The 26,831-nt window shown below is 71.8% G+C and carries 27 protein-coding genes and 2 pseudogenes; 16 read left to right on the top strand and 13 right to left on the bottom strand.

What is annotated here, in order from left to right; all coding sequences use genetic code 11:
• The 3 genes and pseudogenes from ACFP3U_RS11345 to ACFP3U_RS11335 form a co-directional block, all read right to left on the bottom strand.
• A pseudogene (locus ACFP3U_RS11345) lies at window positions 1–748 on the bottom strand (hypothetical protein); the annotation flags it as partial.
• 308 nt (window positions 749–1,056) lie between these two features.
• On the bottom strand, window positions 1,057–1,284 hold the full coding sequence (locus ACFP3U_RS11340) for a hypothetical protein (protein WP_380225230.1): 228 nt from the start codon (window positions 1,282–1,284) through the stop codon (window positions 1,057–1,059).
• The gene (locus ACFP3U_RS11335; RefSeq protein WP_380225229.1) at window positions 1,281–1,724 is read right to left on the bottom strand and encodes an ATP-binding protein; all 444 of its coding nucleotides are present in this window, start codon (window positions 1,722–1,724) and stop codon (window positions 1,281–1,283) included. The genes ACFP3U_RS11340 and ACFP3U_RS11335 overlap by 4 nt, the downstream gene beginning before the upstream one ends.
• A 146-nt stretch (window positions 1,725–1,870) precedes the next feature.
• Here ACFP3U_RS11335 and ACFP3U_RS11330 point away from each other — a divergent pair, with 146 nt between their 5' ends.
• The 5 genes from ACFP3U_RS11330 to ACFP3U_RS11310 all read left to right on the top strand — a co-directional run bounded on the left by ACFP3U_RS11330 (window position 1,871) and on the right by ACFP3U_RS11310 (window position 6,229).
• The gene (locus tag ACFP3U_RS11330) at window positions 1,871–3,088 is read left to right on the top strand and encodes a helix-turn-helix domain-containing protein (protein WP_380225228.1); all 1,218 of its coding nucleotides are present in this window, start codon (window positions 1,871–1,873) and stop codon (window positions 3,086–3,088) included.
• Window positions 3,089–3,115: 27 nt separating this feature from the next.
• The gene (locus ACFP3U_RS11325) at window positions 3,116–3,589 is read left to right on the top strand and encodes an NUDIX domain-containing protein (protein WP_380225227.1); all 474 of its coding nucleotides are present in this window, start codon (window positions 3,116–3,118) and stop codon (window positions 3,587–3,589) included.
• A 241-nt stretch (window positions 3,590–3,830) separates the two neighbouring features.
• Window positions 3,831–4,739, top strand: a complete 909-nt coding sequence (locus ACFP3U_RS11320) for a hypothetical protein (protein WP_380225225.1) — start codon at window positions 3,831–3,833, stop codon at window positions 4,737–4,739.
• A gap of 171 nt (window positions 4,740–4,910) precedes the next feature.
• The gene (locus ACFP3U_RS11315) at window positions 4,911–5,579 is read left to right on the top strand and encodes a Crp/Fnr family transcriptional regulator (RefSeq protein ID WP_380225224.1); all 669 of its coding nucleotides are present in this window, start codon (window positions 4,911–4,913) and stop codon (window positions 5,577–5,579) included.
• 65 nt (window positions 5,580–5,644) lie between these two features.
• Window positions 5,645–6,229 carry a nucleotidyl cyclase domain-containing protein gene (locus ACFP3U_RS11310; RefSeq protein WP_380225223.1) on the top strand — a complete coding sequence of 195 codons (585 nt, stop codon included), beginning with the start codon at window positions 5,645–5,647 and terminating at the stop codon, window positions 6,227–6,229.
• A 392-nt stretch (window positions 6,230–6,621) separates the two neighbouring features.
• On the opposite strand, the gene ACFP3U_RS11305 is transcribed toward ACFP3U_RS11310, so the two are convergent.
• Complete coding sequence (locus ACFP3U_RS11305; protein WP_380225222.1) at window positions 6,622–7,659, bottom strand: hypothetical protein; 1,038 nt, start codon at window positions 7,657–7,659, stop codon at window positions 6,622–6,624.
• Window positions 7,660–7,713: 54 nt separating this feature from the next.
• Here ACFP3U_RS11305 and ACFP3U_RS11300 point away from each other — a divergent pair.
• Window positions 7,714–8,588 (top strand): IS5 family transposase gene (locus tag ACFP3U_RS11300; protein WP_380225221.1). Its coding sequence is split into 2 segments (ribosomal slippage): window positions 7,714–8,103 and window positions 8,106–8,588, totalling 873 coding nucleotides; the frame shifts between segments, so codons are not numbered across the junction.
• Here the strand turns inward: ACFP3U_RS11300 and ACFP3U_RS11295 are convergent.
• On the bottom strand, window positions 8,572–9,114 hold the full coding sequence (locus ACFP3U_RS11295; RefSeq protein WP_380225220.1) for a P-loop nucleotide/nucleoside kinase family protein: 543 nt from the start codon (window positions 9,112–9,114) through the stop codon (window positions 8,572–8,574). The two genes, ACFP3U_RS11300 and ACFP3U_RS11295, sit on opposite strands and share 17 nt — an antisense overlap.
• 317 nt (window positions 9,115–9,431) lie before the next feature.
• Between ACFP3U_RS11295 and ACFP3U_RS11290 the strand changes: the two genes are divergently transcribed.
• The 3 genes from ACFP3U_RS11290 (at window position 9,432) to ACFP3U_RS11280 (ending at window position 11,678) form a co-directional block, all read left to right on the top strand.
• Window positions 9,432–10,319, top strand: a complete 888-nt coding sequence (locus ACFP3U_RS11290) for a hypothetical protein (protein ID WP_380225219.1) — start codon at window positions 9,432–9,434, stop codon at window positions 10,317–10,319.
• A gap of 265 nt (window positions 10,320–10,584) precedes the next feature.
• Window positions 10,585–10,944 (top strand): winged helix-turn-helix transcriptional regulator, encoded by a 360-nt coding sequence (locus ACFP3U_RS11285; RefSeq protein ID WP_380225218.1) that lies wholly within the window; start codon window positions 10,585–10,587, stop codon window positions 10,942–10,944.
• Between the two features lie 74 nt (window positions 10,945–11,018).
• A complete protein-coding gene (locus ACFP3U_RS11280) occupies window positions 11,019–11,678 on the top strand; it encodes an NADPH-dependent F420 reductase (protein WP_380225217.1) in 660 nt (219 codons plus the stop codon).
• A gap of 115 nt (window positions 11,679–11,793) precedes the next feature.
• Here ACFP3U_RS11280 and ACFP3U_RS11275 read toward each other — a convergent pair whose 3' ends face one another.
• Window positions 11,794–12,423, bottom strand: coding sequence for a hypothetical protein (locus ACFP3U_RS11275; protein WP_380225216.1), 630 nt, complete (start codon window positions 12,421–12,423; stop codon window positions 11,794–11,796).
• Window positions 12,424–12,611: 188 nt separating this feature from the next.
• Window positions 12,612–13,142 (bottom strand): hypothetical protein, encoded by a 531-nt coding sequence (locus ACFP3U_RS11270; protein ID WP_380225214.1) that lies wholly within the window; start codon window positions 13,140–13,142, stop codon window positions 12,612–12,614.
• A 383-nt stretch (window positions 13,143–13,525) separates the two neighbouring features.
• Between ACFP3U_RS11270 and ACFP3U_RS11265 the strand changes: the two genes are divergently transcribed.
• The 6 genes from ACFP3U_RS11265 (at window position 13,526) to mug (ending at window position 19,872) form a co-directional block, all read left to right on the top strand.
• Window positions 13,526–14,959: an APC family permease gene (locus tag ACFP3U_RS11265; RefSeq protein WP_380225241.1), complete on the top strand. Its 1,434-nt coding sequence runs from the start codon at window positions 13,526–13,528 to the stop codon at window positions 14,957–14,959.
• Window positions 14,956–15,393, top strand: coding sequence for a hypothetical protein (locus tag ACFP3U_RS11260; protein WP_380225213.1), 438 nt, complete (start codon window positions 14,956–14,958; stop codon window positions 15,391–15,393). Before ACFP3U_RS11265 ends, ACFP3U_RS11260 begins: the two co-directional genes overlap by 4 nt.
• 77 nt (window positions 15,394–15,470) lie before the next feature.
• Window positions 15,471–16,823, top strand: coding sequence for a dipeptidase (locus tag ACFP3U_RS11255; protein WP_380225212.1), 1,353 nt, complete (start codon window positions 15,471–15,473; stop codon window positions 16,821–16,823).
• A 70-nt stretch (window positions 16,824–16,893) separates the two neighbouring features.
• The gene (locus ACFP3U_RS11250; RefSeq protein WP_380225211.1) at window positions 16,894–18,036 is read left to right on the top strand and encodes a M24 family metallopeptidase; all 1,143 of its coding nucleotides are present in this window, start codon (window positions 16,894–16,896) and stop codon (window positions 18,034–18,036) included.
• A 172-nt stretch (window positions 18,037–18,208) separates the two neighbouring features.
• Window positions 18,209–19,294, top strand: a complete 1,086-nt coding sequence (locus ACFP3U_RS11245) for a phosphatase PAP2 family protein (protein ID WP_380225210.1) — start codon at window positions 18,209–18,211, stop codon at window positions 19,292–19,294.
• Entirely contained in the window at window positions 19,291–19,872 is a 582-nt protein-coding gene (gene mug, locus ACFP3U_RS11240) for a G/U mismatch-specific DNA glycosylase (RefSeq protein ID WP_380225208.1), read from the top strand. Before ACFP3U_RS11245 ends, mug begins: the two co-directional genes overlap by 4 nt.
• A 29-nt stretch (window positions 19,873–19,901) precedes the next feature.
• Here mug and ACFP3U_RS11235 read toward each other — a convergent pair whose 3' ends face one another.
• Together ACFP3U_RS11235 and ACFP3U_RS11230 are read right to left on the bottom strand one after the other, a co-directional pair.
• Window positions 19,902–20,549 carry a response regulator gene (locus tag ACFP3U_RS11235; RefSeq protein ID WP_380225207.1) on the bottom strand — a complete coding sequence of 216 codons (648 nt, stop codon included), beginning with the start codon at window positions 20,547–20,549 and terminating at the stop codon, window positions 19,902–19,904.
• Entirely contained in the window at window positions 20,546–21,832 is a 1,287-nt protein-coding gene (locus ACFP3U_RS11230) for a sensor histidine kinase (RefSeq protein ID WP_380225206.1), read from the bottom strand. The genes ACFP3U_RS11235 and ACFP3U_RS11230 overlap by 4 nt, the downstream gene beginning before the upstream one ends.
• Window positions 21,833–22,059: 227 nt before the next feature.
• Between ACFP3U_RS11230 and ACFP3U_RS11225 the strand changes: the two genes are divergently transcribed.
• Entirely contained in the window at window positions 22,060–23,964 is a 1,905-nt protein-coding gene (locus ACFP3U_RS11225) for an FtsX-like permease family protein (protein ID WP_380225205.1), read from the top strand.
• A 20-nt stretch (window positions 23,965–23,984) separates the two neighbouring features.
• Here ACFP3U_RS11225 and ACFP3U_RS11220 read toward each other — a convergent pair.
• From ACFP3U_RS11220 to ACFP3U_RS11205, 4 genes and pseudogenes are all read right to left on the bottom strand, one after another.
• Window positions 23,985–24,541: pseudogene (locus ACFP3U_RS11220) on the bottom strand (LysR family transcriptional regulator substrate-binding protein); the annotation flags it as partial.
• A gap of 277 nt (window positions 24,542–24,818) precedes the next feature.
• Window positions 24,819–25,220 carry a YccF domain-containing protein gene (locus tag ACFP3U_RS11215; protein ID WP_380225204.1) on the bottom strand — a complete coding sequence of 134 codons (402 nt, stop codon included), beginning with the start codon at window positions 25,218–25,220 and terminating at the stop codon, window positions 24,819–24,821.
• Window positions 25,221–25,374: 154 nt separating this feature from the next.
• The gene (locus ACFP3U_RS11210) at window positions 25,375–26,325 is read right to left on the bottom strand and encodes a M48 family metalloprotease (protein WP_380225203.1); all 951 of its coding nucleotides are present in this window, start codon (window positions 26,323–26,325) and stop codon (window positions 25,375–25,377) included.
• Window positions 26,326–26,354: 29 nt separating this feature from the next.
• Complete coding sequence (locus ACFP3U_RS11205) at window positions 26,355–26,810, bottom strand: BlaI/MecI/CopY family transcriptional regulator (RefSeq protein ID WP_380225202.1); 456 nt, start codon at window positions 26,808–26,810, stop codon at window positions 26,355–26,357.
• Window positions 26,811–26,831: the final 21 nt, after the last annotated feature.

Below are 26,831 nucleotides of genomic sequence, written 5' to 3'. Positions count from 1 at the left end.
ACTGCATCCACCCTGCCCGGTCGCCCGACAGCGGCTGCCTATTGCCGGTCGGCCTAAGCCGCAGCACGAACGGGGCGACGCGCTCCGCCAGTTCCACGAACGCCTCCCTCGTGCGGATGACCGAGGTGAGGAACCCGATCCGGGCGCCGATCCCGTGGGCAGCGAGCACGTCACGCAGTCCTATCAGATGGTCAACGGCCGCCCGCTCCCGCTCGAAGCAGCCGGTCGACACGGTGACCTCACGGAGTTCGGCCAGGTTGTGGCGGGGGTGCTGTTCGACCATCGCGGCCAGCAGTTCGGCCAGCTCCCGCTCCTCGGAGAGACGGGGATCGGCGGCGGCCTCCAGGGTGTTCGGGCAGAACGAGCACCCCACACAGCGGCTGCGGGCATTGGGGTTGAGCGTCGCGGCCCGCCCGTCGTCCCTGAAGTACCCGCCGACCGCCTCGTCGGCGGCGACGCGGTCGATGGCGCCGACTACGACGCCGCCCAGCGACAATTCGTCGCCGGCCAAGTGGAACGGCGACGCCTTGGCGTTGAGCGGGACGATCACCATCCAGGCGACGTCCGGCCGGGTCGTGAGACGAACCGAGATCCGGGCGCGATGACGGCCGTGGGCGGAGGAGATCCCGAACAGGTTGATCGCGATGAGCAGGGCGTCCTCCACGGGCACGCCGTAGCGCTCCGCCATACCCCTGACCGCCGGGAGGGTGAGGACCGCTGCGGGTTTGCTGCCGAGCGCTGCTTTCATGAGCCACTCTCCGTCACTGGCTGGACCGGGCTTCGCTGCCCTGGTCGTCGTTCTCTGCTGGATCTGCCTCGCTCCCCTCCATTGGTCGGGGAGGATGAGCCCGTGTGGGCCTGCCGGTGTCCGTCCGGCAGGCCCACACGGTTCCTTCGCTCAGCGGCCGGGGTACGGCGGCTGCGGGGTCGGCGGTGCCGGCGGCGGCGGGGGCGGAGGAGGCGGAGGCTGGGGCGCCTGCAGGCGCGCGATGGACGACATGGCGGTGTTCCCTTCTCGCTCGGTGGTGCGTGTGGCGACGAGGCGTGACTCCGTTGTCAGGCCTCGGGTTCGACCGCGGGGTGCTGCTCAAGGTCGCGGTCGGGCTCGTGATCGGCCGCCAGGACGGGGCCGAAGTGATCGGAGCTGAGCTGGTGGTCGGCTGCCACTCCGAGCAGGGCGAGGACGATGAGGTGGCCGAGCGCCCAGAGCCAGGTGAGTACGGCTTCGACGGGATCCCGGTGAGCAGCGCGGTAGATGTCTTCGTGCGGCTGGTAGTCGGTCATGCCGCATCGGTCCTGAGCTCGGCCCAGACCACGGTGCCGTCGCTCGTCGCGTCGACGCCCCAGCTCTCGCACATCCGGCTCACCAGGAGGAGCCCCCGGCCGTTCTCGGCCAGGGCGGACGGGGCGGGCCGGTCGACGGGCCCAGGCCCCGCGTCCGTGACCTCGATTCGCAGACCGCGCGGCTGAGGTGCCAGGCGGACGTCGAAGCAGCCAAGGCACGACGCCGCGCCGTGAAGAACGGCGTTGGTGCAGAGCTCGGATGCGACCAGCTCGATGTCCTGAACGAGTGGCCTGTCGAACTCCCATGCGCCGACGACCCTCCTGATCAGCGCCCGGGCCAAGGGCACGGAGGCGTGAGCGTGCAGAAAGCTCATCTGCACCGACAGGCAGCCGGCCACCTCGATGGCTTCCTTTACTCGAAGGTCCTGACGCGCCACCACGATCAACCCTCCTCGTTGCCCAATCACCCGCCAGGCAGAGCTGCTTGAGGGTGAGTCAGAACGCTAGGAGGATGGATGGAGGGGAACCCGGAAAATCCTTCCGGGGTAGGCGGCGGGAGCGCCCTCAGGCTGGGAGCATGCCTGGAATGAATGAGACGCTGAGCATCGGCGAGCGCGTCGCCTGGTACCGCCGTCGACGGGGCATGCCCCAGGAGGTTCTGGCCGGCCTCGTCGGGCGAACGGCCGACTGGCTGAGCAAAGTCGAGAACGGCCGCATCGAGCTCGATCGGCTTTCGGTCATCAGAGCGCTGGCCGATGCCCTCGACATTCGGCTCGGCGACCTGCTGGCGGAGCCGTCACTCCTTGACTGGCCCGGCGATGCCCAGGGCGGAGCCGTCTCGAAGCTGCGCGAAGCGCTCATGGATTACAAGCAGCTGTCGCCGTTCCTGGCGGCCGACGACGCCGAACAGCCGCCCGACCTCGACATCCTGCGCGCCGAAGTGGGCTCCGCCTGGTCCGCCTACCAGGACGCCAGGTACTCCCGCGCGACCAGACTCATCCCGGACATCCTCTCCCAGGCCCAGCGCGCGGTGCGCATGTACGAGGGCGATCAACAGCAACAGGCCAAGGCGTTGCTCGCGATGGCCTACCAAGGCGCCGCGATGGTCCTGACGAAGATAGGCGAAGCCGACCTCGCCTGGATGTCGGCCGACCGCGGCCTCACGGCGGCCCAGGAGTCGGGCAACATCGTCGTCACCGGCTCGCTGTTCCGCTCGGTCTCCCACTGCCTGCTCAGCAACGGCCGCCTCACCGCCGCCAGGGACTTGGTCATGAACTCGGCCTCGTTCCTGGAAGCCGGCTTGGAGGACGGCTCCCCGACCTACCTGTCGATCTACGGCACCCTGTTTCTCGTCGGGTCGATGGCCGCCGCGAGGATCGAGGACCGGAGCACGGTGCGCGACTTCCTCGCCGAGGCAGACCGGGCCGCACAGCGCCTCGGCCACGACGCCAACCACATGTGGACGGCCTTCGGGCCCACCAACGTGGCCATCCACCGCATCTCGACCGCCATGGAGCTCGGCGACATCCAGATCGCCCTCGACCAAGGGCCGCGCGTGGACTCCTCGACCCTGCCGCTCGAACGCCGAGTGCGGCACTCACTCGAAATCGCCCGCGCCTACAGCGCACAGAACCGCATGGACGAGGCCCTCGCCCTCGTCCTGGACGCCGAGGAGCTGGCCCCCGAGCAAGTCCGCTACCACTTCATCCCCCGGCACCTGGTGACCAACTGGGTCCGCCAACAGCGCGGCAAGCCCAGCTACTTGCTGGCAGGCGTCGCGCAGCGGCTCCAGATCGTCGCGTGACGGGGCCCGGCGACTACAGTCGTGACCATGAGCGACTCCCAGTCCCACGAGGTCGTGGCCCAGCCCCGTACTGCCGCCGGCGTGCTCTTCTTCGACGAGGACGACCGCGTCCTCCTCGTGAAGCCGACCTACAAGCCCGGCTGGGAGATCCCCGGCGGCTACCTGCACGCCGGCGAGACCCCGAGCGAGGGCGCGGCCCGTGAGGTCAAGGAGGAGCTCGGCATCACCCCGCCGATCGGCCGCCTGCTCGTCGCCGACTGGGCGCCCCACTCCACCGAGGGCGACAAGCTCCTCTTCGTCTTCGACGGCGGCATCCTCCCGACTGACGAGCTCGACAACATCACCGTCGACCAGGTGGAGATCGGCAAGTACGCCTTCCACACGACCGACCAGTTCGACGAACTCCTCATCCCGCGCCTCGCCCGCCGCGTCCACGCCGCCTGCGTCGCCAGGACGCAGTCCGAGACCGTCTACCTGGAGCACGGAGCGACCCGCCCGTAGATCCACGACCTCACTCCGGCTGCACGGAGCCTCCTTCGATGCAGCCAGTGACTGTGATCAAGGCCGCTCGCGCCAACAAGGCTCATCTGCCTTGGCATTGTGGTACGTTCCGTGATCCAACCGAAAATAGGCGACCCCGGCGATGCGCGAACATCCCGGGGTCTGGCACCAGGAGCGCGAACTCCCGATGCGAGTACATCGTACCGAACATGTACGTAACTTCACCGTGCTACCCAACTGCATGCTGCAGTACCGGCGACTGTCCTACACCGCCCGCGGCCTGCTCGCGGACCTCCTCTCCCGCCCTGACGGCTGGCGCGAGGACGGTCGACGCATGGCCGACACCAGCCCCCAGGGCCGCGGTGCGATCCGCAAGGCCCTGAAGGAGCTGACCGAGGCCGGCTTCTACCGGGTCGAGAAGATCCGCATGCCAGACGGCACGATCATCACCGAGACCCACGTCTACGACACCCCGCCGCTGGCGCTGCCGGGTGCCACCCGTCCGGTCTCCGGTGAAGCGACCACCGGCGGTGCTGACGTCCTTCCAAAGGACCGGTTCAAAGGAACCTCCCTCCCCGCCGAGCAGCCCGACGAGCCGGTTCTCGCCGACGAGCCGCAGGCGAACACGGGAGGGCGGGAGGAAGAGCCCGAGGAGGAGGCCGACGAGCAGCCCGTGGCGGTGCCGGACGAGCAGGTCCGCGAGGCGGTTGCCACGCTGTTCCGGGTGATCCGCCCCGAGCCGCGCCTGCGGCTCGGCCAGGCCGAAGCCGAGGAGCTCGCACCCCTCGTCGCGCAGTGGCTGGAGCGCGGCGCGACCCAGGCCGATCTCGCCCACGCCCTGCTGCCGGGCCTACCCGCGCCGGTGCACTCGGCCGTGGCGGTACTCCGCTACCGCCTGGAGCGCAAGATGCCGCCCATCCAGCCTGCTGTACGACCGGCAGCAGCCCGGTACGCGGAGTGCTCCGAGTGCCACGACCCAGTGCCTCGGCCGGGAATCTGCAGGGCCTGTGCAAGCCTTGGCGGGCGCCGGACCGAAGTCGTAAACGGGGTGGTCATCGCTACCGAGGGAGCCGCTCGCGTCCGGGAGGCTATGAACGCCGCGAGGTCCGCTTTGGGCGGCAGGCGCCTCGTACCCGCAGCTGCCATCTGAGCGCCACCAAGATCCTTGCCCGTGACAGCTCTCACTGCGATGACCGAGTCGGCCTCGCACTTCGGCACACCCGGGATAGCGGCAGGAGCAGGCTGAATGCCGGTCATTTCGAGGCCACCGAAAGTGTCCTACGTTGTGGGCGAGTCCGCCCCAGTCCAGAAGGAAGTGTCCATGTCTGATGCGAGCGCCCTCACGAAGGCCGAAGTCCTGGAAGGACTCGTCTCCAAGGAAGGCGTGGGCTCCACGGTCCAGTTCCGTGCAGGCCAGACGATCATCCAGGAGGGCGACCTCTCGAACCAAGTGCTGATGCTGCGCGCCGGAACCGCCAAGGTGGTGACCCGCACTGCAGATGGCACCGAGATCGTTCTCGGGCTGCGAGAGAGGCCAGAGATCATCGGCGAGCAGGCCGCCCTCAACGGCACACCGAGGTCGGCCTCGGTGATCGCGTTGACCGACGTGACGGCCCTCGCCATCTCCGCCGAAGACTTCCGAGCCCTGGTGGGAAGCCAGCCCGCGGCCGCTACCGCCGTGCTAGGGATTGTGACCCAGCGACTCCGCGAAGCCGACCAAGGCCGGCTAGAGCTGGCCACCCACACCGTTGCGCAGCGGGTTGCCGCACGCCTGGTGGCGCTGGCGCCGCAGATCGGAGTGGTCGACGAGGCGACGGGCTCCGTGCGGCTGCCCCTGTCCCAGCAAGATCTGGCCGGATGGGCAGGCGCGTCCCGCGAGGCGATCGTGAGGACTCTGCGGCTACTGCGAGACGAAGGCGTCGTGACCACCGAGCGACGGCAGATCATCATCCATGACCTGGATGCTCTGCGCGCCAAGGTCTCTGAGTGACCATCAGAATGGTATTCTGACTCAGTTGGAACGCTGAGGAATACCACTCTCGGGGGCGTGACCGCTTGATCAAGCACGTTCGCAAGATCTTCTTTGGCCTGGACATAGCTGGCTTCAACCAAACGGGCCGCACAGACATCGCCTGCCTCGCGATGCGACAAGGCCTGTACGAGGCGCTTGATCGAGCCCTGTCCGTCGGTAGTCTGGCGGCGGACAGCTACGACCTACTTGATCGCGGTGACGGCATCATGGCCGTGATCGACGACTCCGCAGGGCTCCATACCCTGGCGTGCACCGTGGCCCCAGCCCTGGCCGCTGCCATTCACGAGTACAACGACACTGCGCGCCCAGATGCCCATATCCGGCTCCGTACGGCACTGCACAGCGGCGATGTCTTCCGAGACGACCACGGCTATGTCGGCCGACACGTGAGCCACGCCTTTCGGTTGCTCGACGGCCCCGAACTGCGGGATGTGCTGTCGGGCAGCGCGTCGACCCTGGTCCTGGCCGTATCCGAGAGCGCGTGGCGCGAGCTAGAACCCTCAGGCCCTGGCTGGCCTGGGTGCACCGACATCTTGATCAGCACCAAGGAGCACGCGACCCGAGCCTGGGTCGCCAAGTTCGGGGCCAGCCCCGCCCTGGCCGGGTGAGCGCATGATCGACGCCCCGTCCTTCGCCCGCGCCTTAGCCCTTCCTCTTCGAGCCGTTCCAGCGGTACTGCTGGTCCTCTTTGCCGGCCTCATCGGGATCATCGCGCTGATGTGCCCCACTGATCGCAGGACCGACGGCATGGAACTCGCTCAGATGTGGACAGCGGCTGCCTGCGCCATCGCAATTGGGCAGAAGCCGAGTTGGCCCCGTCGCACCAGCCGAGTGCAGACGAAACCTGAGCTGCCAATATAGTCGCCCAAATACACTCGACCATGACGGGTGAAGACATTCGCCCCCAATCCAACATGGCCGACATGTAGAGAATCAGACCAAGCCCAGGCCAGCCTCGACACTGCCAGCAAGATTGCACAAGGGATAGGGCATTCACATCTCAGTGCTCTCGGATTCTTTTCAGAAATACCTGGACCAGTTTGTCGAGCTCAGCATCATCACTGGTTTCCTCCACTAGGATTCGCTCGATGTGAACGAATCCACTGTTCCGCCAATGCCGATCCCTAGTGCTGTCCGCTGCACGCCTGCCAGAATGCTGCGGACCATCCACCTCAATAATCCCCACACGCCCACCCCGGACTACCAGAAAGTCTGGCGTCCAGACATTTCCGACACCAACCCTGCCAGCAGGAAGAGGGAAGATCGATATCGTTGCATCAGACGGCAGGGCCGCTTGAGCACGCTTCAATGCTTCGTAAACGCGAACCTCCTCCCGGGAATCAAACACGCATCCGTCTCGCATTATCACCGGCCTGACGGAGCGAGTCCGGGAACGAATGGCTTGATTCGAGGAGTTTTCGTCCGAAAGCTGTCGCTGGAGCTCTTGCCGCCAGTCCGGGCCGACCGAAGGGAGCGCCGGTATGGCCGAAATCCCATGAACATCTTCCAGGCCGTTACGATGCGCAACCTGTTCAAAGATTGGCGCAATCTCCTTAAGCATCGCTTCCGTGAATCTGGGAACGAGGAACGATGGCACAACGAGCTGCGCCTCCTCGTAATCGCCGAATGAGTTCCCAGGAACCAGTTCCACAGCCTCGACATCCAGCAGCAGGGCTGCAGCTTGCGACTTTCCCTGCTCGTGCATCAAGAACGCCGTCTGCGCCAAAATTCGCTCCATCGCAGGAGAAGCAGACGGCTGGGCCGACGGGCCGGCCAATTCGATCGCCAAGGTTGAAGCCGTGCTCGAGTTCGGCGCCAGATCACTGGCAGGCTCACCTTGAACTGCAAAAAGGATCTCCGACTTGAGGCCCGTCACAGCCTCCACCGCAGCTTGCAGCACTTCGACGCTACCAGAGCTCAGGATCACATCGCGGGCTCCAGCGTTGGTCATGTCCAAGACCAACGCGTGCTCGTTGAACAGCGTTGGCGTGGCGTTCTGTGCCAGAAGGATCCAGGTGAAGCGCCGACGCTTCTTCACTTCTTCTAGGGCCTGTTTCAGAAGTGGATCAAGGCCATGGGATGATCATCTCTCGTGGCTCGGGGAGATCTGACAGACACACAGTGGGCGGTGCTGGAACCTTTGCTGCCGACCGGCATCAAGCCCGGTCGGCCGCCGGTCCACACCAAGCGCCAGCTGATCAACGGCATACGGTTCCGAACGCGCACAGGCATACCGTGGCGCGACCTTCCCGAACGGTACGGTCCGTGGGAAACGGTGTACGGCCTTTTCCGCCGCTGGCAGCGTGACGGAACCTGGCACCGGATCCTTGAGCAGCTCCAGGCCCGGGCCGACGCGAGGGGCCTGATCACCTGGGACATCTCCGTCGACTCCACGATCGCCCGCGCGCACCAGCACGCGGCTGGTGCGCGCAAAAGGGGGACCTGCAGGTCGAGCCGCCCGGCGGCGTCCTCGCCGAGCCCGACGACCATGGACTCGGACGCTCTCGCGGTGGACTGACCACCAAGATCCACTTGGCGGTCGAGCAGGCCCAGAAGGTGATGTCGCTCGTGATCACGGCCGGGCAGCGCGGAGACTCACCGCAGTTCCAGGTCGTCCTGGGCCGCATCCGGGTGCCGCGGCTCGGCCCGGGACGGCCGCGCACCCGACCGGACAAGGTCCGCGCGGACAAGGCCTACGGCTCCCGCGCGAACCGCGTCTACCTGCGCCGACGCGATATCCGGTGCACGATCCCGGAGAAGCGCGACCAGGTCGCCAACCGCAAGAAGCGCGGCGCCCACGGGGGTCGGCCGCCGAAGTTCGACAAGGACGACTACAAGCAGCGCCACGCGGTGGAATGCGGGATCAACCGCCTGAAGCGCCACCGCGCGGTGGCCACGAGGTTCGACAAGCTCGCTGTCCGCTACGAGGCCACTGTGCTGGTCGCGGCGATCAGCGACTGGCTCTGAGGACAGCAGCCAGCGCAGGAACGTCGACAGGGCCGATGGTGTCCACGCGGTGGACGGTCCCCAGCCCGAGCGGCTCGGCACTGCGAGACCACAACTCCCAGTCCCCGCCGAAACCGCCAAGGCGCTCGGGATGCACCGGATGCCGTTCGGCCATCCGCTCAGCAAACCGGCGGCGGGCCACGTCCACCGGCACCTCGCACCAGACCTCTTGCACCTCGGCCACGCCCGCGCGTTGAAGGCCGGCCTTCACGATCGGCCGCATGTGGGCCAACCAAGGGTTCTCCAGAACGGCCCCGCCCCGCGCGTCGGCGAGCAGCGTCCACAGGGTCTCGCCGGCGGCAACCCCCAGAATCCGGCTCCACTCGTGATCTGGATACTCTGGCGCCCGAAGGCCCGCCAGAGTATCCGCCAAGGTCTCCTTGACCGCGTCCTTGCTGAAGAGCGGAAGACGCATCTCAGCCGCCAAGGCCCGCGCGAGCGTTGTCTTCCCCGCTCCAGGAAGCCCGTTGACCAGCACCGTGACCATCTGATGACCCTATCGCCAGATGCTCAGGCCCCTGAGCCGCAGTCGGCCGGAAAGATCCACTTCTGAAACAGGCCCTAGGATCACCGGCCAGCGCCCCACCAGGCTAGCCCCACCATCAACGCTCACAGACACGCTGCCTCCCAGCTTCCGGCTGCACCAAGGGTAGGGCCTACCGCCGACAACTGACCTTCGCTGCAAGGGATAGCGGCCAACATGCGACTTCAGCATCCTGCTGGCCCCCTGCGGCTCGCACCCCAATGAGCGCATGAACGGACAGAGCGCACTCCTGTCCGCCGTGTTTGCCCTACCGTCGATCCATGCCCACTCTCCCCACGCCGACCTCCAGCAACGTCGACCTGACCCCCGCCCTACGGGAGGCGATAGCAGGGACCATCCTCGACTGCTTGGTGATCGCAGAAGCCGCCTTCCCCGACCTCGCCTCCGGACAGGGCGCCCAGGCAGACAAGGCCGCCATTCGGGAGAACTCCATGGAAGGCATGGAGCTTGCAGGACGACTCACCTTGCATCGAATCGCCCTCGGCGTCGGCAAGATCACCTGGAGTAGCGGACGCGACTACCTGCGCGCCGCCGCACACGATCTCACCCGTCACGACCCAGACGCTGCCTGGTCCACCACATCCCTGGTGCGCAGCGCGCTGGAAGCCGAGGCGGGGTTCGGGTACCTGTTCAAGGCGGAGTCGAACGTCCAAAAGCGCCTTGGTCGAACCGCTTCCATGCTGCTGACTGACGCGCGTTACGTCAGCCAACAAGCAAGGGCGCTGGGGGAACCAACGATCAGCAAGATCGACAGCTCCGCGCACGGTCTTGACCGGATCTGCAGCCACGCCGGCGTTCGAGTTCTGGAGGACGGTGAGAGGAGCAAACAGCAGATCGAGGTCGGCGGAGCGAGGGTCAGCCACGAGCTGGTCATAGCGAACGTCATCAGCGGGTTCTGGCCGAAGGAGGCTGTGCACCCGTACACGTTGCTCTCCGGCGCCGCTCACAGCCGCCCGTGGATGCTTGCTTCTGGTGTCTCACGTGGTCCCACCGCGATCAACGTGCTGATCGTCAGCGGCTTGGTGCTTTCGACGTGGCTCGATCTGGCCGGAACGTACGCAGGGGTCGATCTGACAGCGGAGATGGACCAGGTAAGCGGGTACATAGCCGGGACTGCCACCGAAGCATTGAACGGCGTCCACTCCTGATCAACGAAGGATGCCAGGAGTGCCCACCGAGGGCACATCCAGGGCACATGCGGACGGAAAACGGCGCCGACCAGTGAAAACTCCCGACAAGAGTTTTCCCAGGTCAGCGCCGTGATCACCGAAAACCTGCAGGTCAGCGCGGCGCTCATGCAGTACGTGAACTACCGCTGATCGAACCCTCCGGGGGCGGGCACATCGAGCCCGCCCCCGGCGGCTTTCGGGACGGGCGGGGCGTGGGGTGCGGGCAGACCATACGATCGGGGGCATGGTCGCGTATGACGTCTTCCTGTCCGACTGTCCGGCCCGTACGACGTTGGACCTGGTGTCGGACACCTGGTCGCTGATGGCCGTCGTGGCGCTGGCGGACGGGCCGGCCCGATACTCGGAACTGCGGGAGCGGATCGGTGGGGTGAGCAAGAAGATGCTGACCCAGACGTTGCGCCGGCTGGAGGCCAACGGTCTGGTGGAACGGCGGGTGCTGCGGACGGCGCCGCCCGGGACGGAGTACCGGCTGACCGCGCTGGGTGGCACGCTGCTCGCGCCGGTGCGGGCGCTGACCGAGTGGGCGGAGGTGCACACCGGCGAACTCCTGGACGCACAGGACCGGTTCGTGGGGGCGGGGTGATCCGTGGGGAACCCGCGGGTTCCCCACGGCCTTCTAGCGTGATGGCCAACGGTTCATCACCAGGAGGAAATGCCATGCGAATCGGGATACTCGGTGCCGGTCGGATGACCGAGGCGCTGGCCCCGCAGTGGATCCGCGCCGGACACGAGGTGCTGATCGGCGGCCGGACGCCGGGGAAGGCGAAGGAGCTGGCCGAGCGGATCGGCGCCCGGGTCGGAACGCTGCGCGAGGCGGCCGAGTTCGGCGAGGTCGTGCTGCTCGCCGTCCTGCACGAGGGGCTTGAACCGACGCTGGCGGAGGCTGGCGCGGCGGAGGGCACGCTGGCCGGGAAGACCGTCATCGACTGCGGGAACGCCGTGCTGCTCGACGGCTACACCCAGGTCACCTGGGACGGCCGCTCGATGGCCGAGGAGCTGGCGCGGCTGGCGCCCGGCAGCCGGGTGGTCAAGGCGTTCAACCTGTCCCACGCCGACGTCTGGGCGCTGACGCCGCCGGCCTTCGACGGTCGGCCGCTGACGGTGCCGTTCGCCGGCGCGGAGGAGGGCAAGGCGGACGCCCGGCGGCTGATCGCCGACCTCGGCGCCGAACCGCTGGACGTGGGCGACCTCTCCCAGACGCGGCACCTGGAGGCGATGGCGATCATCGTGATCCGGCTGCTGTTCGCCGGGGCCCACCCGCACTCGGTGTTCACCTACCTCAGCCCGGACCGGGGTGACGCCCCGGCCCCGGCCTGATCCCCGGGATCCCCGGAGCCGCCGGGATCCCCGGGGCCGCCGGGACCACCGCACGCCGGCGGCCCCGGTCGGGAGCCCGCTGGGGGCTTCCGACCGGGGCCGCCGGCGTGCGTCGTCAGCGGGTGGCCGCCGTGGCGGCGGCCGCGTCGCCGAGGGCCTTGGCCTGGGACTTGAGGGTGGCCAGTTGGTCCGTCAGCGAGGCCGGCGGTGCCGGGGTGGTCGCCCTCGGGGGCGTCACGCCCGGGGGTGTGACGGTCGGGGGCGGGGTGGGGACGGTGGGCGGGGCCGGGAGCTGGCCGAGCAGCGCCGCGATGGTGCTCTGCAACGTGGCGAGGAGCCCCTGGACGGCGCTGAGGTCGACCGCGCCCAGCAACGGGGTGACGGACGAGAGCAGCCCGCCGACGAGGTCGAGGACGCCACCGAGGGCGGAGGTCGGGTCGGGGGCCGCGGCCGGGAGCCCGGGGGCAGCGGGGAGTCCAGGAGCAGCGGGCAGCCCGGGGATCGTGGGAGCCGCGGGGAGTCCGGTGAGCGCCGTCGGGGCGGCGGGGGGCGCCGGGACGGCAGGCGCGGCGGGGATGCCGGGCACGCCGGAGAGGCCGGGAAGGCCGGGGACGGTGATGGGGGTGAGGGGGCTGGTCGTGCGGTGGGGGGCGGCAGCTCCGTTGCCGACGGCGGCGGAGGCCGTCGCGACCGGGGTCAGCGCGAGGGCTGCGGTCAGCGCGGCGGCCATCCAGGTGGTGCGCATGGGGGATGCTTTCCTCTCGGTGCGGATCAGGCGAGATGCCTGATTCACACCGTGGGGCAGCCCCCTCGGCCCAGCCACCGCGTGTACGCCGAACGGTGCACGACACGCGGCGACACGCGGTGACACGCGACGGCAGGCGACGGCAGGCGGCGACACGCGGTGGGGATCCGGCCGCGGGTGAGCGGGCGTCAGCCGGCCGAGACCCAGGAGACCGTGGCGCGGTGCGCCCCGAGCCCGACCGCGTCGAACTCGTCCCGGACGGCGTCGTCGCCCTCCGTCACCCGGGCGCCGAGCCGGCGCAGCGCCCGGGAGATCGGGCTGCCCTCGGGCGGGAAGGGTTCGAGCTCGGCGCTGGTGATCGGGCCGAGGTCGAGCCGGCCGTCGGCCCAGACGGCGGCGCGCTGGGTGCCGGTGCCGCCGAAGTAGTCGGCCTCGACGCAGGCGATCGGCCCGGCCTTGGACCAGGCGGCGAGCCGGCGTTCGAGACCGCCCGGGAACCAGTCGAAGCCGGCCGAGGCGGCCGTACCGCTTGGGGAAACGGCAGCGGCCGGAGCGGCCGTTGCCTCGTCGCCGACCCGGAAGGCGGCCAGGAACTCGGGGGTCGCCGGTATCAGCGCCAGCCCCTGTGCGAGCAGCCGGGGGCGGGCCGCCGGAACCTCGGCGGCCGCCACCGCGACCAGTTCCGCCGGGCCGATCAGCGCCTGAAGTTCGTATGACATTCAGTCATCCTGAACCATGACACTGACAGTCCGCCCGGCGTTTACGATTCCGTGCCCCGGCGGCTACCGCTCCGAGAGTCGGCGACCGACGTCGGCGGAGGCCCCGGCAAGTCGATCGCCCGTGCGGGCGCACGCCGCATGCGGGCGCATCGCCAACCGGGTGAACTGGCCGGGTACGGCCCGCCCCGGGGCCACCCCCGGACCAGTGCTGTCGGGCCACCCCAGGAGGACCCATGAGCTCCATGGACATACCGTCGTCCGGCCGAGGAAGTCCCGGCGGCGGCGTACCGGGCACAAGCGGCAGTCCCGGCGGCGGCCGCTCGGCGCAGGCGACCCGCGAGCGCACCGGTTCGGTGGCCACCAGAATCGCGAACGCGCCCCGGATGTCCTGGCTGACGCTCGCCCTCATGACCACCAGTTCGGTCGCCAGCCTCCGCGCCGCCCCGACCATGGCGGTCTACGGCCTCGCCTGCGTCTTCCTCTACCTCCTCCCCGCCGTGGTCTTCCTGCTGCCGACCGCGCTGGTCTCGGCCGAGCTGGCCTCCGGCTGGGAGGGCGGCGTCTACCGCTGGGTGTCGGAGGGCCTGTCGAAGCCGCTGGGGTTCCTGGCCGTCTGGTGCCAGTTCGCGATGACGATCTTCTACTACCCGTCCCTGCTCGCCTACGTGGCGTCCACCATCGCCTACGTGGTCGATCCCTCGCTCGCGAGCAACGGCCCGTACACCGCGATCGTGATCGTGGTGCTCTACTGGGCCGGCGTCTGGGTGTCCTCCCGGGGCACCAAGGCGGTGGCCGGGCTCTCCTCGATGGGCCTGGTCATCGGCACGCTGATCCCCGGCACCCTGCTCGTCGTGCTCGGCCTCGTCTTCCTCGGCCAGGGCAACAGCTCCGCCGCACCGATGGACTCCGCCCACCTGTTCCCGCAGTGGACCGGTCTGGCCAGCCTGGTGCTGATCGTCAACAACTTCCTCAGCTACTCCGGCATGGAGATGAACGCCGTCCACGTCTCCTCGCTGCGCGAGCCGGCCCGGGAGTTCCCGCGGGCGATGTTCACCGCCTCGGCGATGGTGCTGGCGATCTTCATCCTCCCCGCGCTGGCGATCAGCTGGGTGGTGCCGTCCAGCGAACTGAGCCTGACGGCCGGCGTGATGCAGGCCTTCGACTCCTTCTTCCAGTACTTCCACATCGGCTGGCTCACCCCGGTGATCGCGGTGGCGCTGATCGCCGCCTCGCTCGGCGGCATGCTCACCTGGCTCGCCGGACCCTCCAAGGGCCTGCTGATGATCTCCCGCCAGGAGGGCTACCTCCCGCCGTTCCTGCAACGGCTCAACAAGGAGGGCGTCCAGCAGAACCTGCTGGTCACCCAGGGTGTGGTCACCACGGTCATCGCGCTGGCGTACGCGCTGATCCCGAACGTCTCCAGCGCCTACTGGATCTTCTCGGTGATCACCACGCAGGTGTACCTGATCGTCTACCTGCTGATGTTCGCGGCGGCGATCCGGCTGCGCCGCACCCGGCCCGACCACCCGCGCGGCTACCGCGCGCCGGCGCTGGTGCCGGTCGCCGTCACCGGCCTGGTGGCCTCGGCGGCGGCCATGGCGATCGGGTTCGTGCCGTCCTCGCAGTTCGGCAGCGGCTCGGTCTGGTCGTACGTGCTGATCGTCGGCGGCGGCCTGGTGGTGCTGGGCCTGCTGATCCCGTACCTGTTCCTGCGGCTGCGCAAGCCGGAGTGGCGCACACCCGGCGGCGCTCCCGGCGGCGCTCCAGGCCCGAAGCAGGGCGGCACACCCGTCCCGGAGACGGGCGGTGCGGCATGACCCGCAGCATGATGGCCTCCCGGCACCGCTGGATCTACCTCGGCGCGATCGTCCTGCTGGTCGGCATGCTGATCACCGGCCTGCTCACCTACACCCAGCTGCACGAGACCAACGAGGCCAACCGCAAGGCCCAGCAGCTGAGCGAGGCGCTGAGCGCCGCCGACTACCCGGTGCCGGCCCAGCACCAGATCGTGCACACGCTGGGCGAGGACGGCGGCGCCGTCTGCGAGGACCCGGCCAACGCGCTGAAGCAGGCGCAGTGGAAGTACGGCATGTCCAACGGCGCGGGCGGCCCCGGCCAGCGCCCGGTGCTCTCCGACCGCGAGGTGGTCTTCGCCGAGTCGATCGTGCTCTCGGTGTACTGCCCGGACAGGCTCGCCGCCATCAAGGACAGGATCGCGGACCTCAAGCTCCACGACACCGTCCGCAACTGACACCGTCCGCAACTGACACCGGCACACTGCCCGCCGCACCGCACGCCCGGCCCACAGTTCCCGGAGGAGCCGCCCCCATGACCGACGAACTCGCCCGCCGGATCGCCGACCTGATGCCGCGGGCCAAGGCCGACCTCGCCGAGCTGGTCGCCATCCCCTCCGTCGCCGACCCGCGCCAGTACCCGCCCGAGCAGTGCCGCCGGGCCGCCGAGTGGGTCGCCGGGGCGTTCGCCGAGGCCGGGCTGCGCGACGTCCACCTGGAGGAGACCCCGGACGGCAGCCACGCCGTGATCGGCCACCGCCCGCCGCCGCCCGGCGCGCCGACCGTGCTGCTCTACGCCCACTACGACGTCCAGCCCCCGCTCGACGACGCCGCCTGGACCTCCCCGCCGTTCGAGTTCACCGAGCACGACGGCCGCTGGTACGGGCGCGGCACCGCCGACTGCAAGGGCAACATCGTCATGCACCTCACCGCGCTGCGGGCGCTCGGCGACGACCTGCCGGTCGGACTCAAGCTGGTCGTCGAAGGCTCGGAGGAGCAGGGCACCGGCGGACTGGAGGCCTATGTGCCGCCGCACGCCGGGGAGTTGCACGCCGACGCGCTGCTGATCTGCGACACCGGCAACGCGGCCGTCGGCCTCCCCACCGCCACCACCTCGCTGCGCGGCCTGGCCAACGTGGTGGTCGCCGTCTCCGCGCTCCGCGGCGACATGCACTCCGGCATGTTCGGCGGCCCGGCCCCGGACGCCCTGGCCGCGCTGATCCGGGTACTCGACTCGCTGCGCGACGCCGACGGCGGCACCCGGATCGACGGCCTGGACTGCACCGGCACCTGGAGCGGCGTCGGCTACGACGAGCAGCGGTTCCGCGCCGACGCCGGGGTGCTGGACGGCGTCCGGCTGACCGGCTCCGGCACCGTCGCCGACCGGCTGTGGGCCCGGCCCGCCGTCACCGTGCTCGGCATCGACTGCCCGCCGGTGGTGGGGTCCGCCGCCGCGATCCCGGCCACCGCCCGGGCCCGGGTCAGCCTGCGCGTCCCGCCCGGGACCGACGCGTCCGCCGCCCGGGCCGCGCTCACCGCCCACCTGGAGGCCGCCGCGCCGTGGGGCGTGCGGATCGAGGTGACGCCGGAGAGCACCGGTTCGCCGTTCCGCGCCGCCACCGGCGGGCCGGCGTACGCGGCGCTCGACCAGGCGGCGCGGGAGGTCTACGGCCGGCCGCTGTCCTTCCTCGGCCAGGGCGGCTCGATCCCGCTCTGCAACGTGTTCGCCCGGACCTTCCCGGAGGCGGAGATCATCCTGATGGGCGTCGAGGAGCCGCGCTGCCTGATCCACGCGCCCAACGAGAGCGTCGACCCCGGCGAGATCGAGCAGATGGCCAACGTCGAGGCGCTGTTCCTCCGGTACTACGCCGACTCGCGCCGTCCGTGATGAAGTTGACGCGCACCCGGCCGGCGAGCAGCCGGCTCCCGCCCGTCCGCGTCGCGACCAGGAGACCCGCATGCCCGATCCAGGAGAATCCCGGATGCCCCGCCCCTTCACCACCGAGGACTACCGCGTCCGCCTGGACCGGGCCGGCGCCGCCGCCACCGCCGCCGGACTGGCCGGCCTGGTCGTCGCCCCCGGCCCCGACCTCGTCCACCTGACCGGCTACCGGCCCACCGCGATCACCGAACGGCTCACCGCCCTCGTCCTGACCGCCGGACGCGAACCCGCGCTGATCGTCCCCACCCTGGAGCGCCCCGACGCCGAGCGGGCGCCCGGCGCCCCGGCCGTCCGGCTGCTCGACTGGACCGACGGCCAGGACCCGTACGCCACCGCCGCCCCGCTGCTCGACCCGGCCGGGCGGTACGGGATCTCCGACAACGCCTGGGCGATGCACCTGCTCGGCCTGCGGGCCGCCCTGCCGGGCACGAGCTGGACCTCGCTCACCGAGACCCTGCCGATGCTCCGCGCGGTCAAGGGCCCGGACGAGCTGGAGCGCCTCGCCGCGGCCGGCGGCGCCGCCGACGCCGCCTACCGGGGCATCCTGGAGGTCGCCTTCGCCGGCCGCCGGGAGACCGACGTGGCCGCCGACCTCAGCGCGCTGCTCATCCAGTACGGGCACAGCCAGGTCGACTTCACCGTGGTCGGCTCCGGCCCCAACGGCGCCAACCCGCACCACGAGGCCGGCGAGCGGATCATCGGGGCGGGCGACACCGTCGTACTGGACTTCGGCGGACTCAAGGACGGCTACGGCTCCGACACCACCCGCACCGTGCACGTCGGCACCGACGTCCCGGACGAGGTGCGGAAGGTCCACGACGTCGTCCGGCAGGCGCAGCAGACCGCGTTCGAGGCCGTCCGGCCCGGGGTGAGCTGCCAGGAGATCGACCGGATCGCCCGCCGGGTGATCACCGAGGCCGGGTACGGGGAGTACTTCATCCACCGCACCGGCCACGGCATCGGCATCACCACGCACGAGCCGCCGTACCTGGTCGAGGGCGAGGAGCAGCCGCTCGTCCCCGGCATGTGCTTCTCGATCGAGCCGGGCGTCTACCTGCCGGGCCGTTTCGGGGTGCGGATCGAGGACATCGTGACGGTCACCGAGCACGGCGGACGGCGGTTCAACAACACCCCGCACGAGTTGGGCATCGTGTCCTGACGCCGCGCGGCCCGGCCGGCTGTGACTCCCGGTCAGCCGCTCCGCCCGGTCGGCCCGCAGCCCCCGGTCGGCCGATCCGCTGCACCAACCGGGGCAATTCTGAACACTTCCTGAACGGACCGGACGTTCGGAGCAAGAGTTCTCAAAGAATGGCTTGCTAGCTTCGGCCGCCATGACCAGAATGCTCCGCCCGGCGTCGCCCACACCGTCCGCGAGCGCCGGGCGGCTTCGTCCGGCCACCGGTTCCCGGAGCGGCGCGCGCACCGGCGCCGCGGCCCGGCTCCGGCTGCTGGCGTGGCCGCTCTACCTCGCCGCCCTGCTGTGGTACCTCCGCGCGTACGGCCTGCCGTACACCAATGACCTGGTCTTCCTGTGGCTGATCGGCGCGCTGCTGGCCGCCGGCGTGCACAGCGGCCACGGCCCGCGCGGCTTCCTGCTGGTGCTGCGCGACTGGGTCCCGGTGATGGCCGTGGTCTGGGCGTACTCGCTGCTGCGCGGCTACGGCGCGCACACCCCGTGGGGTCCGTACCTGTGGCCGCAGCTGCGCGCCGACGAACTGCTCGGCTTCGGCGAGACGCTGACGGTCCGGCTCCAGCACGCGCTCTACACGCCCGGCTCGCCGCAGTGGTACGACTACGCGGCGGTCACCGTCTACATGTCGCACTTCTTCACGGTGTTCGTGGTGCTCGCGGTGCTCTGGCGCCGCCACCACGACCGGTTCCGGCAGCTGCTCACCTGCTACCTGCTGCTGACCTTCGCCGGCTTCGCGACCTACCTCCTGTACCCGGCGGTGCCGCCGTGGCTGGCGGCCCAGGAGGGGCACCTGCCGGCGCTGACCCGGGTGGTCTCGGACGTGCTCTCCCAGAGCGGGCTGCCCCGGGCCGCGTCGGTGTTCGAGAACGGCAGCCAGTTCGCCAACGACGTCGCGGCGATGCCCTCGCTGCACTCGGCGTACCCGGCGATGCTGCTGTTCTTCTTCTGGCCGACCGCCGCCCGGTGGCTGCGGGTGCTGCTGGTCGCGTACCCGCTCGCGATGACCTTCACCCTGGTGTACGGGGCGGAGCACTTCCTCGTGGACGTCTTCGTCGGCTGGGCGTACGCGGCGCTGGCGGTGTACGGCGTGCGGTGGCTGCGGGAGCGGCGCCGGGCCCGGTCGCTGGCGGCGAGCGGGCCGGTGCCGGTGCCGGCCGTGCCCGAGGCGGCGGGCGCGGGGTCGGGCGTCGGAGCGACGGTGCCCACCGGCAGACTGGACCCGTGACCGAGAAGCCGCCCGCGGACCCCGTACCCGGTCCGGTGGTCAAGCCGACCGCCGAGCAGCTGCTGGCCGCCCGCGACACCACCATCGAGGACGTCGTCGCGCCCGGCCTGCGCGTCCTGTTCTGCGGCATCAACCCCGGGCTGTGGTCCGGCGCCACCGGCCACCACTTCGCCCGCCCGGGCAACCGGTTCTGGCCCGCGCTGCACCGCTCCGGCTTCACGCCCCGGCAGTTCCGCCCGGACGAGCAACGGCAGCTCCTCGACCTCGGCCTCGGCATCACCAACGTCGCCCCGCGCGCCACCGCCAAGGCCGACGAGCTGACCGCCGAGGAACTGCGCGCGGGCGGTGCCGCGCTCACCGAGCGGGTGCTGCGGCTGCGTCCGCGCGTGCTCGCGGTACTCGGCATCGGCGCCTACCGCACCGCCTTCGGGCGGCGGACGGCGTCGATCGGGCGGCAGGAGCAGGGCATCGGCGACTCCGCGGTCTGGGTGCTCCCCAACCCCAGCGGCCTCAATGCGCACTACACGCTGGACGCGCTGGCGGCCGAGTTCGCCGGGCTCCGCACGGCGCTGGACTGACCGGCCGGTCGCGGAACGGCGCACGCGGGTCAGGCCCGGAGGAACTCCAGCACCGCCAGCACCCGGCGGTGCGTCTCCTCCGCCGGCGGCAGGTCCAGCTTCATCAGGATGTTGCCGATGTGCTTGCCCACCGCCGCCTCCGACACCACCAGCGCCCGGCAGATCGACGCGTTCGACCGGCCCTCCGCCATCAGCGCCAGCACCTCGCGCTCGCGCGGGGTCAGCCGCTCCAGCGGGTCCCGCCGGCGGCGCAGCAGCTGCCGGACCACCTCCGGGTCGACCACCGTCCCGCCGGCCGCCACCTCGGCGACCGCCGCCACGAACTCCTCGATCTGACCGATCCGGTCCTTCAGCAGGTAGCCGACCCCGGAGCCGTCCCCGGAGTCCAGCAGCTCCGCCGCGTACGAGCGCTGCACGTACTGGCTGAGCACCAGGACCGGCAGGCCCGGCCGCCGCTCGCGCAGGGCGACGGCCGCGCGCAGCCCTTCGTCGGTCTGCCCCGGCGGCATCCGGACGTCGGTGACGACGAGGTCGGGCCGGTGCTCCTCGACCGCCGCGCGCAGGGCCTCGGCGTCGCCGACGGCGGCCACCACCCGGTGTCCGAACCGGCCCAGCAGGCCGACCAGCCCCTCCCGGAGCAGGACGCCGTCCTCGGCGAGCACGATCCTCAGGTTCATCGGGCGGATTCTCCTCCGTCGGCCGGGGCGCAGGGGATCTCCACCCGCACCAGGGTCGGTCCGCCGGGCGGACTGCTGACCGTCAGTGTGCCGTCCACGACCGCGACCCGGTCGGCCAGCCCGGTCAGTCCGCTGCCACGCCCCGGGTCGGCGCCGCCGCGGCCGTCGTCGACGACCTCGATGGTCAGCCGCCCGTCCGCGTACCGGCCCTCGACGCTCGCCGTGCCCGCGCCGCTGTGCTTGGCGATGTTGGCGAGGGCCTCGGTGACGGCGAAGTAGCCGGCCGACTCGACCGGCGCCGGGAGCCGGCCGGGCAGTGCGAAGCGGGTGGCGACCGGGACCGGCGAACGGTCGGCGGCGTCCGCGCAGGCCTCCGGCAGGCCGCGGTCGGTGAGCACCTGGGGGTGGATGCCGTTGATCAGCTCCCGCAGTTCGGCGAGCACCTCGCCGGCCTCCCGGTGCGCCTCGGTGAGCCGGGCGGCCAGCGGTCCGTCCGGCGGGGCGTCCAGGCGGGCGAGGCCGAGCGTCATCCGCAGGGCCACCAGGCGCTGCTGGGCGCCGTCGTGCAGATCGCGTTCGATCCGGCGCCGCTCCGCCTCGAAGGCGTCCACCAGCCGGGCGCGGGAGCGGACGAGCTCACCGATCCGCCGCTCCTGCCGGCCGGGACCGAGCAGCCTCCGGACGAGACCCGCCCGGGCGGCCGCCACCAGCGCCAGCGGGTGGCCGAGGAGCGGCAGCAGGGCGAGGCCGGCCAGCCCGCACAGGGCCGCCGCCCCGAGCGAGTGGACCTGCCAGAGCTTGAGCACGTTGACCTGCTCGCCGTCGAGCAGCAGCAGCGGGACGGCGGCCAGCAGATGGGCGGGGACGACGAGGGCGCCGCCGGCCAGCGTCAGGTCGACCGGCCAGAGCACGAACGCGGCGAGCACGGTGAAGCCCAGCTCCCGCCAGGTCGCCCGCTCCCGGTAGCGCAGCCGCAGCCAGGCCCCGAGGCCGGGGCGGTCGGGGACGCGGTGCGGGTCCGGCACCCGGCCGCCGTCCAGGAACCGGGCCAGCCGGCGCTCCCAGGCCGCGACCGGCAGGCCGACCAGGGCGAGCGCGGCCAGCAGGGGCAGCCCGACCAGCAGGGCCGCCAGCACCCCGCCGGCCGCCAGCGACACCAGCAGTCCTGCGCAGAGCAGCAGCCCGGTCAGCCCGGTCGCCAACAGGTACCCGGCCGCCCGCCACGGCGCCGCCGACCGCAGGAACCCCGGCCGCAGCACCGGGGCCCACCAGCCGTCGTCCATCCCGCCTCCCCCTGCTGTCGGCCGTCGGACCGACACGGCTGCCCACCCTAGGACCTCGCCGACGGCCCGTCGGTAGGGCCAGGGCCACCTTCCGCCGGCCTCGTGCGTGGGAAGTCGGCGGGGCCGACTTTCCACGCACGATCCCCTACGGGTAGGGCCTGCCCCACCTCCCGAAGTGGCCCCTGGCCCGCTGCGCCGCACCGCCCCGTGGCGGTTCGCTGGACGCCATGAGAATGCTGCGGATCGCGCTCAGGTCCCTGAAAGCCCGCCAGGTGTCGTTGCTCGGCGCCTTCCTCGCGCTCGCCCTCGGCGTCGCGATGACCGCCGTCATGCTGCTCGGCCTCGCCTCCACGCTCGGCGCCCCCGGCGGGGAGGACCTGGTGTCGCTGGTCGCCGCGCTCGGCACCGCCGGCGGGGTGAGCGCGTTCGTCTCGGCGTTCGTCGTCGCCTCCACCTACTCCTACGCCGTCGCCCAGCGCCGCCGCGAACTCGGTCTGCTCCGCCTCGCCGGCGCCACCCGCGCGCAGGTCCGCCGGACCGTCCTCGCCGAGGCGCTGCTGCTCGCCGGGGCCGCCTCCGCCACCGGCTGCCTGCTCGGCCGGCTCGGTGCTCCCCGGCTCGTCCGCTGGCTCGCCGAGGTCGGCATGGCCCCGCCCGGCTTCACCCTCGCCCCCGCCGCCTGGCCGCTGCCCACCGCGTTCGGCACCGGGCTGCTGGTCGCCCTCGCCGGCGTGGCCGTCGCCGCCCGCCGGGCCGGCCGGGTCGGACCGCTCGACGCCCTGCGCGCGGCCGACCTCGACACCGGCGTGCTGACCGCCGGGCGACTCCTCACCGGCCTCGGCCTGCTGCTCACCGCCGCCGCCCTGGCCGGCACCGCGCTCGCCACCGACCCCGCCGACCTGCTGCACCGCAAGACCTGGACCACCCAGCCGATGTGGCTGATCTCCGCGGCCGGGCTGCTCTCCCCGCTGCTGGCCCCGCCGCTCGTCCGCCTCCTCGGCCGCGCCCCCGCCCGCGCCCTCCCCGCCCGGTTCACCGGGTACGCCGGCCGCCTGGTGCCCGCCAACGCCGCCGCCGCGCTCCGCCGCACCGGCGCGGTGGCCGCGCCCGTGCTGGTCGCGGTGGCGCTGACCGGTTCGCTGGCGGGCGCGTTGGACACGGTGGGCGCCGCCCGTTCCGCCGAGACCCGCGCCCGCACCGCCGCCGACCTGGTCGTCGTCCCGGCCGCCGGCCCCGTCGGCCCGCTGCTCACGGCACTGCGCGCCGCCCCCGGCGTGGCGGCGCTCTCCGCCACCGGACCGACCGCCCTCTCCCTCGTCGAACCGGACGGCGTGACGGTCTGCGCCGAGGCCCGGGTGGCCGCCGATCCGGCCGCGCTGGCCGCGCTCTCCCGGCTGCCCCTGCTGGCCGGGTCGCCGGCCGAGCTCGACGACGACTCCCTGGTGCTGCCGACCGAGTGGGGGCACACCACGGTCGGCGAGCCGGTCCCGGTGGTCCGCGCCGACGGCAGCCGGACCACCCTGCGGGTCGCGGCCGTCCTGCGGGACGGCCTCGCCGACAACGGTCTGTACGTGACCGCCGCCAACGCCCCGGGCGCCCGCGTCGACCGCGTCGACGTCCGCCTCTCCCCCACCGCGCGCGCTGGGACCGACGTCCGCACCGCCGTACGGCCGTACGGCGCCACCGTGTTCACCCGCGGCGAGTGGCTCGACGCCGCCGCCGCCGGCGGCCGGACCGCCTGGCTGCGGATCCTGCTCGTGCTCGGTCTGGCCCTCGTCTACAGCGGCATCGCGCTCGCGAACACCCTGCTCATGGCCACCGCCGACCGCCGCCGGGAACTCGCCCTGCTCCGGCTGGCCGGGGCGACCCGGGCTCAGGTGGTGCGCCTGGTGACCGCCGAGGCGGTGCTGGTGACGGCGGTCGGCGCGGTGCTCGGCTGCGCGGTCGCCGCCGTCCAACTCGGCCTCATGCACGCCGCGTTGGCCGTCCTGCACGCGCCCGCGCCGCTCGTCGTCCCCTGGCGGCCGGTCGGCGCGGTGACGGCCGGCGCGCTGCTGCTCGCCGCCGTCTGCGCCGTCCCCGCCGCCGCCTGGGCCCTGCGACACCGCCCGGTCACCGCCGCCGCCCGCTGAACGGTCGAATGGGACGCCGTTCACCGGTCCGGCACCGCCGCCAGCCCCTCCGGCAGGGCCTGTCCGCGCAGCTCACGCAGCTCGCGGATCAGCGCCCGCACAGCCGCCGTGCCCGCCAGCTCCGGCGTCGTCACATACCCGACGTACCGGCTCGGCGGGCGCGGGCCGAGGTCGGTGACGGCCAGCCCCGACGGGGCGCCCAGCAGGGTGGTCCGGGGCATGATCGCCATACCCAGGCCCTGGGAGACCAGCGAGACGGCCACCGTGTCGTCCTCGACGTCGATGGTCGCCGGCGGGATCCAGTCCTGCCGGCCCCACCAGTCCCGGGTGTAGGAGCCGCAGTTCTCGTCCCAGTCGACCAGCGGCAGTCCGCGCGGCGCCGGGTGCCCGACCGGGTGCGCGAGCGCATACGTCTCCTCGAAGAGCCGGGCCGCGACCAGGCCGGGGACGGGCGGCGGCGCGGCCGGGTCGAGCGTCGCCAGGCCGAGGTCGGCCCGGCCGTCCACGACCTCCCCGGCGGCGCCCGGCCGATCTCGCGAACGATCCGCACCTGCGGCGCGAGCCCCGGGTGGCGGGCGGTCGGCCCACCTCGACGCCCGCCCCGAGCTCTACGACTTCCTCGTCCCCCACCTGCGCTCGGGCGCGGTCACCTCGGACGAGACGGTCGTGCGGGGCTTCGAGAACGCCGTCGACGCCTTCCTCGGCATGCTCAAGGGCGCCAACACCGGCAAGATGCTCGTCCAACTCACCGACGAGCCCCGCTAGGCCCCCGTCCGAAGCCCGGCGCCCGAGACCGCCAACCGCGCACGAAAGGGGCCGGCGGGAACTCCCGCCGACCCCTTCCGTCCCGTCCGCTACCGCCCGCCCCACGGCTCGTCCGTCGGCACGATCTCCCGCCCCAGCGGCATCAGCGACACCGGGATCAGCTTGAGGTTGGCCCACCCGAAGGGGATCCCGATGATCGACAGGAACAGCGGAATGCTGGTGATCAGATGCGCCAGCGCCAGCCACCACCCCGCGAACACCAGCCAGATCACATTCCCGACGCACGACGGCGCCCCGGCATCCGCCCGCTCCACGGCCTTCCGCCCGAACGGCCAGATCACGAACCCGGCCAGCCGGAACGAGGCGATGCCGAAGGGGATGGTGATGATCAGGACGCAGCAGATGATCCCCGCGATCACATAGCCGATCGCCATCCAGATGCCGCAGAAGATCAGCCAGATCACATTCAGAACAAAGTCGATCACCTTCATGCCTGGCACCTTCTCACGTACGACGGCTCACCCCTACGACCGGCCGATTCCCGCCTCCCGCCGTGTCTACGCCCCCGGAGCCCCCACCTCGGGGATCGCTCCGGGTCCCGGCCCACCCCACGGAGGAGACGGCCCTGGCCCTAGGCCGGTCGGGTCAGAGGGGTGTGACGGCCTTGAGGATGAGGAGGAGGGCGATGGCCGCGTTGAGGGCGGAGAGGGCGGAGGCGGCGGTGCCGAGGGCGGCGACCAGGGCGGCGAGGCCGGCTGGGGTGCGGGCGGGGGGCCAGTTGCGGGCGGTGGGGACGGGGCCCAGGAGGGCGGCGACCCGGCGGGGGACGGGGCCGGGGGCGGCGAAGGCGGGGAAGGCCGGGTAGGCGTCGGGCGCCCGGTGGGAGGCGAGGGCGGCCCGGGCGACGGCGCGGGCGGTGATCCGGCGGTCACCGACGGCCTGCGCGGACTCCTCGTCGGCCCAGCGCTCCGCGCTGTAGGCGACGGCGCGCTGCAGCGGGCGCAGGAACGGGTTGACGCAGCCGGCCAGCTGGGTGGCCAGCAGGTGGCGGTGGTGCCGGTGGGTCAGGTGGGCGCGTTCGTGGGCGAGCAGCGCGGCGCGCTCGTCCTCGTCGAGGCCGGCGAGCATGCCGGTGGAGACGACCACCCGCCCGGGCGAGCGCGGCGAACCGGGCAGCGCGTAGGCGTACGGGGCCGGGTCGGGGAGCAGCGCGACGTCGGAGGAGCCGGGCAGGGCGCGGCCGAGGGCGCGCCGGGCGCGGGCGCGGATCCGCAGGTGGCGGACGAGCGTGCGGCCCACGGCGAGCAGGACGACGGCGAGGACGAGCAGCGCCGCCGTGCCGACGGTCTCGTGGTACGGCAGGGCGGCCCGGACCTCGGGGTCGGACCAGCTGTCGGGCAGCGGGTTGCCGGGGATCTGCGCGGTGCCGACCACGCCGATCAGGCCGAGGCTGACGGCGCTGCACAGCGCCATGGCGATGCTGATCCCGGTGAGCAGCCGGGCGGCGCCGCGCGGGTGGAGGTGCTGCTCGGTGAGGCGAGCGATCGGCAGCGCCGTCAGCGGCAGGATGAGCGGGAGGAAGACGAAGACGTCCACGGTGAGGTTCTCGGGTCCGGTTCTCGGGGTCAGCGCTCACGGTCGGGGGCCGGGGCGGTGACGCTGTCGAGCAGGGTGCGCAGCAGTTCCTCGTCGTGCGGGAGCAGGGCGGTGACGAAGCTGGCGAGCACGGCGTCCCGGTCGCGTTCGCCGTCCAGGACGCGGCGCATCCGCAGCGCGGCGAGGCCGGCCGCGTCCGAGGAGGCCTGCCAGAGGTAGGCACGGCCGGAGCGGGTGCGGGTGACGGCGTCCTTGGCGTGCAGCCGGGACAGGATGGTCATCACGGTGGTGTACGCCAGGTCGCCGTCGAGGCGCTCCTGGACCCAGCCGGCGCTGGCGGGGCCGGGTGCCTGTTGGAGCACCGCCAGTACCTGTGCCTCCAGTTCGCCCTGGCCGCGCCGGCGGGCCCGCGGGTCGCCGACCACCGGGTCGCCGGCCACCGGGGCGTGGGTGTCCTCTGCGGGGTCCGCGGTGTCCTCTGCCATGCCGGTCATCCTAACGAGGAG

This window comes from Kitasatospora misakiensis (assembly GCF_042656005.1).
Lineage (GTDB): Bacteria > Actinomycetota > Actinomycetes > Streptomycetales > Streptomycetaceae > Kitasatospora > Kitasatospora misakiensis.
This window is presented reverse-complemented; position numbering and strand designations above follow the sequence as displayed.

Bases quoted from the DNA above. Each gene is read 5' to 3' on its own strand.
- ACFP3U_RS11250 (WP_380225211.1), top strand. From the start codon at position 16,894: ATGCCCGATCCAGGAGAATCCCGGATGCCCCGCCCCTTCACCACCGAG.
- ACFP3U_RS11255 (WP_380225212.1), top strand. From the start codon at position 15,471: ATGACCGACGAACTCGCCCGCCGGATCGCCGACCTGATGCCGCGGGCC.
- ACFP3U_RS11290 (WP_380225219.1), top strand. From the start codon at position 9,432: ATGCCCACTCTCCCCACGCCGACCTCCAGCAACGTCGACCTGACCCCC.
- ACFP3U_RS11245 (WP_380225210.1), top strand. From the start codon at position 18,209: ATGACCAGAATGCTCCGCCCGGCGTCGCCCACACCGTCCGCGAGCGCC.
- ACFP3U_RS11270 (WP_380225214.1), bottom strand. From the start codon at position 13,142: ATGTCATACGAACTTCAGGCGCTGATCGGCCCGGCGGAACTGGTCGCG.
- ACFP3U_RS11280 (WP_380225217.1), top strand. From the start codon at position 11,019: ATGCGAATCGGGATACTCGGTGCCGGTCGGATGACCGAGGCGCTGGCC.
- ACFP3U_RS11235 (WP_380225207.1), bottom strand. From the start codon at position 20,549: ATGAACCTGAGGATCGTGCTCGCCGAGGACGGCGTCCTGCTCCGGGAG.
- ACFP3U_RS11285 (WP_380225218.1), top strand. From the start codon at position 10,585: ATGGTCGCGTATGACGTCTTCCTGTCCGACTGTCCGGCCCGTACGACG.
- ACFP3U_RS11325 (WP_380225227.1), top strand. From the start codon at position 3,116: ATGAGCGACTCCCAGTCCCACGAGGTCGTGGCCCAGCCCCGTACTGCC.
- ACFP3U_RS11330 (WP_380225228.1), top strand. From the start codon at position 1,871: ATGAATGAGACGCTGAGCATCGGCGAGCGCGTCGCCTGGTACCGCCGT.
- ACFP3U_RS11230 (WP_380225206.1), bottom strand. From the start codon at position 21,832: ATGGACGACGGCTGGTGGGCCCCGGTGCTGCGGCCGGGGTTCCTGCGG.
- ACFP3U_RS11215 (WP_380225204.1), bottom strand. From the start codon at position 25,220: ATGAAGGTGATCGACTTTGTTCTGAATGTGATCTGGCTGATCTTCTGC.
- ACFP3U_RS11275 (WP_380225216.1), bottom strand. From the start codon at position 12,423: ATGCGCACCACCTGGATGGCCGCCGCGCTGACCGCAGCCCTCGCGCTG.
- ACFP3U_RS11340 (WP_380225230.1), bottom strand. From the start codon at position 1,284: ATGACCGACTACCAGCCGCACGAAGACATCTACCGCGCTGCTCACCGG.
- ACFP3U_RS11320 (WP_380225225.1), top strand. From the start codon at position 3,831: ATGCTGCAGTACCGGCGACTGTCCTACACCGCCCGCGGCCTGCTCGCG.
- ACFP3U_RS11205 (WP_380225202.1), bottom strand. From the start codon at position 26,810: ATGGCAGAGGACACCGCGGACCCCGCAGAGGACACCCACGCCCCGGTG.
- ACFP3U_RS11315 (WP_380225224.1), top strand. From the start codon at position 4,911: ATGTCTGATGCGAGCGCCCTCACGAAGGCCGAAGTCCTGGAAGGACTC.
- ACFP3U_RS11265 (WP_380225241.1), top strand. From the start codon at position 13,526: ATGTCCTGGCTGACGCTCGCCCTCATGACCACCAGTTCGGTCGCCAGC.
- ACFP3U_RS11260 (WP_380225213.1), top strand. From the start codon at position 14,956: ATGACCCGCAGCATGATGGCCTCCCGGCACCGCTGGATCTACCTCGGC.
- ACFP3U_RS11225 (WP_380225205.1), top strand. From the start codon at position 22,060: ATGAGAATGCTGCGGATCGCGCTCAGGTCCCTGAAAGCCCGCCAGGTG.
- ACFP3U_RS11295 (WP_380225220.1), bottom strand. From the start codon at position 9,114: ATGGTCACGGTGCTGGTCAACGGGCTTCCTGGAGCGGGGAAGACAACG.